This window comes from Halorussus litoreus (assembly GCF_003382685.1).
Taxonomy (GTDB): Archaea; Halobacteriota; Halobacteria; order Halobacteriales; family Haladaptataceae; genus Halorussus; species Halorussus litoreus.
Genome location: NZ_QLVG01000064.1, coordinates 22,606 through 30,423, shown reverse-complemented (window position 1 = coordinate 30,423; position 7,818 = coordinate 22,606). Strand labels below are relative to the sequence as shown.

General features: G+C 67.8%; 6 protein-coding genes. 3 read left to right on the top strand and 3 right to left on the bottom strand.

The annotated features are described in order from the left end of the window. Together DPQ64_RS16830 and DPQ64_RS16825 are read right to left on the bottom strand one after the other, a co-directional pair. Positions 1-1,994, bottom strand: a 1,994-nt coding sequence (locus DPQ64_RS16830) for a lactate utilization protein B (RefSeq protein ID WP_157971761.1), incomplete at its 3' end; no start/stop codon positions are given. After that, positions 1,994-2,557, bottom strand: coding sequence for an LUD domain-containing protein (locus DPQ64_RS16825; RefSeq protein ID WP_115865468.1), 564 nt, complete (start codon positions 2,555-2,557; stop codon positions 1,994-1,996). The genes DPQ64_RS16825 and DPQ64_RS16830, both read right to left, overlap by 1 nt. A 161-nt stretch (positions 2,558-2,718) precedes the next feature. Here DPQ64_RS16825 and DPQ64_RS16820 point away from each other — a divergent pair, with 161 nt between their 5' ends. Then, complete coding sequence (locus DPQ64_RS16820) at positions 2,719-3,792, top strand: dipeptidase (RefSeq protein WP_115865467.1); 1,074 nt, start codon at positions 2,719-2,721, stop codon at positions 3,790-3,792. Positions 3,793-3,892: 100 nt separating this feature from the next. Further along, positions 3,893-4,321, top strand: a complete 429-nt coding sequence (locus DPQ64_RS16815) for a GtrA family protein (protein WP_115865466.1) — start codon at positions 3,893-3,895, stop codon at positions 4,319-4,321. 237 nt (positions 4,322-4,558) lie between these two features. Here the strand turns inward: DPQ64_RS16815 and DPQ64_RS16810 are convergent, their stop codons facing one another. After that, positions 4,559-5,710, bottom strand: a complete 1,152-nt coding sequence (locus DPQ64_RS16810; protein ID WP_115865465.1) for an acyl-CoA dehydrogenase family protein — start codon at positions 5,708-5,710, stop codon at positions 4,559-4,561. Positions 5,711-5,825: 115 nt separating this feature from the next. Between DPQ64_RS16810 and DPQ64_RS16805 the strand changes: the two genes are divergently transcribed. Then, positions 5,826-7,814 carry a 3-hydroxyacyl-CoA dehydrogenase/enoyl-CoA hydratase family protein gene (locus tag DPQ64_RS16805; RefSeq protein WP_115865464.1) on the top strand — a complete coding sequence of 663 codons (1,989 nt, stop codon included), beginning with the start codon at positions 5,826-5,828 and terminating at the stop codon, positions 7,812-7,814. Positions 7,815-7,818: the final 4 nt, after the last annotated feature.

The following is a 7,818-nucleotide window of genomic DNA, read 5'->3' as shown; positions in this document are numbered from 1 at the left end:
TCGCCAGAAGCCGACGACGCGCCCGCGGCCGCCGACTCTTCGCTCGGTTGGCCGCCAGCCGTCGATTTGCCCGATGTCCTGCCAGCCGTCGACTCCTCGTTCGGCGCGTCGTTCTCCAGCAGGCCGAACACGTACTCCACGACCTCGTAGCTGTTCTCCGAGAGCCGCCGATACGACTTCTCGGGGAGCAGACGCTCGTACTCCCGGCGGAACATCGCGAGGTCGCTCGGCTCGATGACGACCACGTCGCGCCCGGCGTCGACGTGCTCGGCGAGCGCGGCGTACGTCTCGCTCGCGCGCTCGTCTGCCGTGGCGACCATCCCCTGCGAGAGCGGCGCGCGCCCGCTCTCGGGGACCTCGGGCACCCGCACTCGGACGCCGAGCGCTTCGAGGGTCCGCACCGTGGCCTTCCCGCGCTCGGTCCGGACGTAGTTGGTGTACGGGTCGGGGTAGACGACCGCCTCGCGGTCTGCCTCGGCGGCCGAAACGCGCGGGCCGCCGCGCGCCTCGAACCAGTCGATCAGCGTCTCGCGCTCGAACTTCGGGAGGTCGCGCCGCCGGTCGACGCCCAACGCGCGCTCGAGCAGCCCGCGAGCCGGAGCCGTGTCCGCCAGCCAGTTCGACACCGGCGCGGTCGCGCTTCCCAGCTTCGCGAGCGTGCCGAAGTTGCCGAACAGCCGCTTTTGGAGGTCGATGCCGCCCGGTTCGGCGTCCGGCGTCAGCCCCTCCACGAGGAAGTCGAAGTCGCCCTCGTCGGCCGAGCGGTTCAGCCGGTCGCGAACGACCGTGTTGATCCACGGGATGTCGATGTTCACGGGACACTGGTTCACGCAGCGCGAGCAGCCCGTGCAGAGGTCGTTGAACTCGGCGGCGCTGTCCTCGCCGTGGACGCCCGCCTCCCAGCCGGTGGCGATGCCACCCGAGTACGTCTCGCCGCCGAACGCGTGGCCGCCGACCTGCTGGAAGTTGGCACAGGAGTTCGCGCACGCCCCGCAGCGGATGCAGTACAGTGTCTCCCGGAGGTCGGGGTCCTCGCGCATCGCGGTCCGGCCGTTGTCGAGCAGCACGAGGTGGAACTCCCGGTCGGCGTCGTGTTCGGAAAGTGACGTGGATTCGTCACCGAACTCGAAGGTCGGCGAGTCGCCCGGCGGCGAGAACAGCGAGAGGTACGAGGTGATGTCCTGTCCGGTGCCCGAGCGGGCGATCAACTCGACGAACGGCTGGAGGTCCTCGAATCGCGGAATCAGCTTCTCGACGCCGGCGACCGCGACGTGGGTGTCGGTCGCCTGCACGGTCTTTCGGGCGTTGCCCTCGCTGGTCACCAGCGCGACGGTGCCGCTTTCGGCGACCACGAAGTTCGCGCCGGTCATCCCGACCTCGGCCTCCCGGATGCGCTCGCCGAGGTATTCGCGGGCGAACTGGGTCAACTCCTCGGCGGTTTCGAGCGGTTCGTCGAGGTCGAACTTCGCTTCGAACAGGTCGGCGATGTCCTCCCGCGAGCGATGGATGGCCGGCCCGACGATGTGGCTCGGGGCTTCGTCGGCGAGTTGGACGACGAACTCGCCGAGGTCGGTCTCCCAGACCTCCGCGCCCCGGGCTTCGAGGTGCTCGTTGACGTCGATCTCCTCGGTCGTCATCGACTTACTCTTGACCACCGAGTCGGCGTCGCGGTCCTCGACCACGTCAGCGACGTACTGGTTCGCGTCCGCGGCGTCCTCGGCGAGGTAGACGTTCCCGCCGCGAGCTTCGACGGTCTCGCGCACCTCGGCGATCAGGTCCGGCAGGTCCGCGATGGCGTCCTCCTTTATCTCCCGGGCGCGGGTCTTCAGCTCCTCGTAGTCGTCGAGTTCGGCGACTGCCTCGTACCGCTTCTGGTTGAACCCCTGCGTGTTCGCCTCGACCGCGTCGCCATCCTCGGCGAGCACCTGCCGGATCTTTTCGGCTTTGGCTCGCCGGGAATCGACACCGCGGGATTCGCGTGGTTCCGACGCCATCAGCGGTCCTCCAGCACGACGACGTGGACCTCCTTCGGCCCGTGTGCGCCCGTCACGAGCGCGCCCATGTCCGCGGTCGCGCTCGGCCCCGTGGCAAGGATGGCGTCGCTCCCGGCGACGACACTCTCACCATCCCCGCCATCTTCGCCATCTTCGCTCTCCTCACCACCCCTGCGAAAGGTCTCGCCCAGTCGCTCGAACGCGGTGGGCATATCGGCGACCACGTCGCCCTCGGCCAGCACCGCGACGTGTCGCTCGGGGTAGAGGCTCACGGGTTCCACGCCCGTTTCGTCGGGCCGGAGCACGACCGACCCGTAGTCGGCGATGGCGAACGCGGCGGGCGTGACGCCGGTCGTCGCCGCGTCGAGTTGGTTCGGCGTGGGGTCGCGGGCCACCTCGGTCCCCGCGAGCGAGACGCCCTCGAACGGAAGCGGTGTTCCGACCGCGGGGCCGACTACGGCGTCCCCGATGGCGTCCTCGAACTCCGCGGCGGCGGTCCGTGACCACGTGACCCCCAGCTCCCGGAGCGACTCCTCGAACTCGCTCGTCGCTGCTGCGCTCATGCCCCGGGCTTACGGCCGGGTGGAATTAGGTGTTCCCCCCTATCGCCCGCTTCGTAGCCGGGCGTTCGGGGGCGTGGGCCGCACGCAAATCGCGTGCCGCCCACGCCCCCGAACGCCGCTCCGACAGTTTCACGGGGCGTGGGGTCGCGGATTCGGACATCGTGACGGACTCGGTTCGCATCTTCGACGGGCACAACGACACGCTGCTCGACCTCCACGTCGACGAGCGCGGCGGCGGCCGAACGTTCTTCGAGCGGAGCGAGACGGGCCACGTCGACCTCCCGCGGGCGCGGGATGGAAACCTCGGCGGCGGCTTCTTCGCCGCGTTCGTGCCGAACGACGGCTGGGAGTACGAGCGCGTCGAGACCGACGAGGGGTACGAGATGGCGCTCCCGCCCGCGGTCGACCACGAGCGCGCGAAGGCGTTCACCTACGACCTGCTGGCGCGGCTCCACCGCATCGCGGCCGAGTCGCGGTCCCGGGCTGAGTCGGACGGCGTGCTCCGCGTCGTCGGCGAGTACGACGACCTCGAAGCGACGCTCGCCGATCCAGACACCATCGCGGCCGTCCCGCACCTCGAAGGCGCAGAGGCCGTGGCTCCCGACCTATCGAACCTGGACTTCCTCTACGCCGCGGGGGTGCGCTCCATCGGGCTCGCGTGGAGTCGCCCCAACGCGTTCGCGGAGGGGGTGAAGTTCGAGTACCCCGGTACGCCCGACACCGGCGCGGGACTCACCGACGCCGGGCAGAGTCTCGTCCGCGCGTGCAACGAGCGGGGCATCGTCGTCGACCTCGCGCACCTGACCACGGCGGGCTTCGAGGACGTTGCCGACCAGACCGAGGACCCGCTGGTGGTGAGCCACGGCGCGGCCCACGCCGTCTGCCCGTTGAGCCGGAACCTGACCGACGCCCAACTCGACGCCGTCGCGGATTCGGACGGCGTGGTCGGCGTCACCTTCGCGGCGGGCCAGCTCCGACCGGACGGGGGGAGCGACCCCGACACGCCCATCTCGACGCTCGTGGACCACGTGGAGTACGTCGCGGACCGCGTCGGCGTCGAGCACGTCGCGCTCGGCTCGGACTTCGACGGCGCGGGAATCCTCGACGCCGTCGGTGACGTGACGGGACTTCCGGACGTGATGGACGAAATTCGGAGCCGCGGGTTCGACGAAGCGGAGATTCGGGCCATCGCACGGGATAACTGGCTTCGGGTCGTCCGCGAGACGTGGAACTGACGGACGGGGGCCGTGAAATTTTGGACTGACGACAGGGTGTGGCCCTTCCCGTGCGACAAAACCAGAACGTACTCCACGCTCGAAGCCCCGTGGGACTGTTGTGGGCGACTCCCAGTTCAGAACCGTCGCGCGACATCCGACGGTCGTCCGGCTCTACCGGTTCGTCACCGTCGGCGCGTTCGCCGCGGGCGTCCAGACAGCGGTGCTGTGGCTGCTCGTCGAGTACGGCGGCCTGAACTACCTCGTCGCCGCGACCATCTCCATCGAACTCACCATCATCCTCCAGTTCTTCGTGAACAACGCGTGGACGTTCCAGCACGCGGGCCACAGCCACCGATGGGACTACTTCGTCGGACTGGTGCGGACAAACATCGTCCGCGGGTCGGCGATTCCCATACAGGTCGGCCTGCTGTGGGCGTTCGTGAACTGGGCGGGGTTGATGTACCTACTCGCGAACGGCTTCGCCATCTTCATCAGCGGCCTCTACCGGTACTACCTCGACTCGCGGTGGACGTGGAAGATCGCGTGACAGTAGATTTCGTGGAACGCCGCGACTGCGTCGAGAAGTGACTAGCAATTTTCCAAGTGCGGTGGCGGTCCATACGGTAGCGGTTTGCGGTGAGTACCAGCAGTTGTACCGCGAGCGACGACCGGAGGGAAGAGCGAGCGGCCTTTTTTGGTCCAGATCTTTTCGAGGAGTGGTGTTCACCGGCGCGCCGACGCGGTCGGCGCGCCGGTGAACACCCGACGAAGAAAAAAGGTGGTTCTAGAATCCCTTACCGAGCAGCTCGCGCGCGATGATGTTCTTCTGGATCTCGGTCGTTCCCTCGTAGATCTGGGTGATCTTGGCGTCGCGATAGAACCGCTCGACCGGGAAGTCGTTGACGTAGCCAGCGCCGCCGTGAATCTGAACGGCCTCGTTCGCCACGTCGACGGCCACGCGGGAGGCGTACTCCTTGGCCATCGAGGCGAGCTTCGTGATGTCCTCGCCTTGGTCGACCTTCCACGCAGCCTTGTAGGTCAGATTGCGCGCGGCCTCGGTGCGGGTGTGCATGTCCGCGAGCTTGTGCTGGATGGCCTGGAAGTCCGAGATGGGGCGGTCGAACTGCTCGCGCTCCTCGGCGTAGTCGAGCGCGGCCTCGCAGGCACCCTTCGCGATGCCGACGCCCTGCGCGGCCACCGCGGTCCGGGTGTCGTCGAAGAACTGCATCTGCTGGAGGAAGCCCATGCCGCGGGTCCCGATCAGGTTCTCCTCGGGCACGCGCACGTCGTCGAGGATGAGTTCCGCGGTGTCCGACGACCGGACGCCGAGCTTGCCCGTGATCTTCTCGGACTCGAAGCCGTCGCGGTCCGACTCGACGACGATCTGGGAAAAGCCGTTGTACCGGCCGTCGGCGTCGGGGTCGGTCTTGCAGAGCACGACGTAGTAGTCGCCGACCGAGCCGTTCGTGATCCACATCTTGTTCCCGTTGATCACCCATTCATCGCCGTCCTTCTCGGCGCTGGTCGAGACCGAGGAGACGTCCGACCCGGTGTCTGGCTCGGAGATAGCCGCGCCCATGATGGACTCGCCCTCCGCGACGGGGGTGAGGAACCGCTCCTTCTGGTCGTCGGTGCCGAACTCCATGATGGCGTCCGCGCCGAACGCGGCCGAGGTGATGCACAGGCCGATGCCCGCGTCGACCGCGAACAACTCCTCGGTGATGATGGCGGATTCGAGGTTGCTGTAGCCCGCACCGCCGTACTCGATGGGGATGTGCGCGCCGAGCAGTCCCATCTCGGCGGCCTCGTCCATGATCTCCCACGGGTACTCCTCGGCCACGTCGTACTCCTTGGCTATCGGCTCGATCTCGTTCTCGGCGAATCGTCGCACCTCGTCGCGAACCGCCTTCTGTTCGTCGGAGAGTCCGAAGTCCATGGGTGAATATTGCACACGGTCCCCTAAATCCCTTTGTAACCGGGAGGAAACTCGTCGCGAGTTTTTAACCTCCGATAGGGAAACGTTGAAACACCCGGCAACCGACGCTCCGAACATGGACGTAGACGATATCAACACCGTCGCAGTTCTCGGGGCTGGCAACATGGGCCACGGCATCGCGGAGGTCGCGGCCATCGCGGGGTTCGAGGTGAACCTCCGGGACATCAAAGAGGAGTTCGTCCAGAACGGCTACGACCAGATCGAGTGGAGCCTGGGCAAGCTGGCCGAAAAAGACCAGCTCTCCGACGAGGAGGCCGACGCGGCGCTCGACCGCGTGACGCCGATCGTGGACTTCGAGGAGGCCGTCTCGGACGCCGACTTCGTCGTCGAGGCCGTGCCCGAGAAGATGGAGATCAAGAAGGACGTGTACTCGGAGCTAGAGGAGTACGCGCCCGACGAGGCCGTCTTCGCGACCAACACCTCCAGCCTCTCCATCACGGAGCTGTCGGAGGTGACCGAGCGCCCGGAACGCTTCTGCGGGATGCACTTTTTCAACCCGCCGGTCCGGATGCAGCTCGTGGAGGTCATCTCCGGCGCACACACCGACGACGAGGTGCTCGACCTGACCGAGGACCTCGCCGAGGAGATGGGCAAGACGCCCGTCCGCGTCCGGAAGGACAGCCCCGGTTTCATCGTGAACCGCGTGCTCGTCCCGCTGATGAACGAGGCGGCGTGGCTGGTCGAGTCCGGCGAGTACACCGTCGCGCAGGTCGACAGCGCGACCAAGTTCGACATGGGGCTCCCGATGGGGAGCTTCGAACTCGCCGATCAGGTCGGCATCGACGTGGGCTACCACGTCCTCGAGTACATGCACGAGGTGCTGGGCGAGGCCTACGAGCCCTGCCCGGTCCTCGCCGAGAAGGTCGAGGCCGAGACCCTCGGCAAGAAGACCGGCGAGGGCTTCTACGACTACGAGAACGGCGGCGCGGACATCCCCACCGACGCCGGTGAGGAAGGTATCGTCCGCCGCCTGCGCGCCGTGATGGCAAACGAGGTCGCGAAGCTGATCGGCAACGACGTGGCCGACGCCGATGCCATCGACGAGGCCGTGATGCTCGGCGCTGGCTTCCCCGACGGCCCGGCGAAGATGGCCGACGACGCGGGGCTGGACTCGCTGGTCGAGGAACTCGACGACCTCCGCGAGGACACCGGCGCGGTCCGCTACGAGGTCGCCGACTACCTCCGCGAGGCCGCCGAGGAAGGCGGCTTCTACGGCGGGGCGGACGGAGACGAGGCGGGAAGCGGCGAAGACACCTACGACTACGACAACGTCCGGGTCGAGAAGCCCGGCGAGATGGTCGGTAAGGTCGTGCTCGACCGCCCGCACCGCATGAACACGATCAGTGAGGAACTGCTCGACGAACTCGCCGACGCGGTGGACGCGCTGGCCGACGACGAGGAGGTCCGGGCCGTCCTCCTCGTCGGCGAGGGCGAGAAGGCGTTCTCCGCGGGCGCGGACGTTCAGAGCATGGCCGCGGGCGGCGGGGACCCCCTCCACGCCGTGGAGCTCTCGAAGAAGGGCCAGGAAACGTTCGGGAAGTTCGAAGCCTGCCCGATGCCGGTCGTCGCGGGGATCGACGGCTACTGCCTCGGCGGCGGGATGGAACTCGCGACCTGCGCGGACATGCGCGTCGCCAGCGAGCGCTCGGAGTTCGGCCAGCCCGAGCACGACCTCGGCCTGCTCCCCGGCTGGGGCGGCACCCAGCGCCTGAAGCACATCGTGGGCGAGGGCCGCGCCAAGGAGATCATCTTCACCGCAGACCGCTTCGAGGCCGAGACGATGGAAGCGTACGACTTCGTCAACGAGGTCGTCGCCGTCGACGAGTTCGAGGACGCCGCGTTCGAGCTGGCGGCCGACCTCGCCGCCGGGCCGCCCATCGCCCAGAAGTACACCAAGCGCGCCATGCTGGCGGGCCGCACCGACACCGACGCCGGACTGGAAGTCGAGTCCCAGGCGTTCGGCCACCTGATGAACACCGACGACCTGATGGAGGGCGTCACGGCGTTCATGGGGGACGGCGAACCGGAGTTCGAAGGGAAGTAGACGA

Bases quoted from the DNA above. Each gene is read 5' to 3' on its own strand.
- DPQ64_RS16810 (WP_115865465.1), bottom strand. From the start codon at position 5,710: ATGGACTTCGGACTCTCCGACGAACAGAAGGCGGTTCGCGACGAGGTG.
- DPQ64_RS16825 (WP_115865468.1), bottom strand. From the start codon at position 2,557: ATGAGCGCAGCAGCGACGAGCGAGTTCGAGGAGTCGCTCCGGGAGCTG.
- DPQ64_RS16805 (WP_115865464.1), top strand. From the start codon at position 5,826: ATGGACGTAGACGATATCAACACCGTCGCAGTTCTCGGGGCTGGCAAC.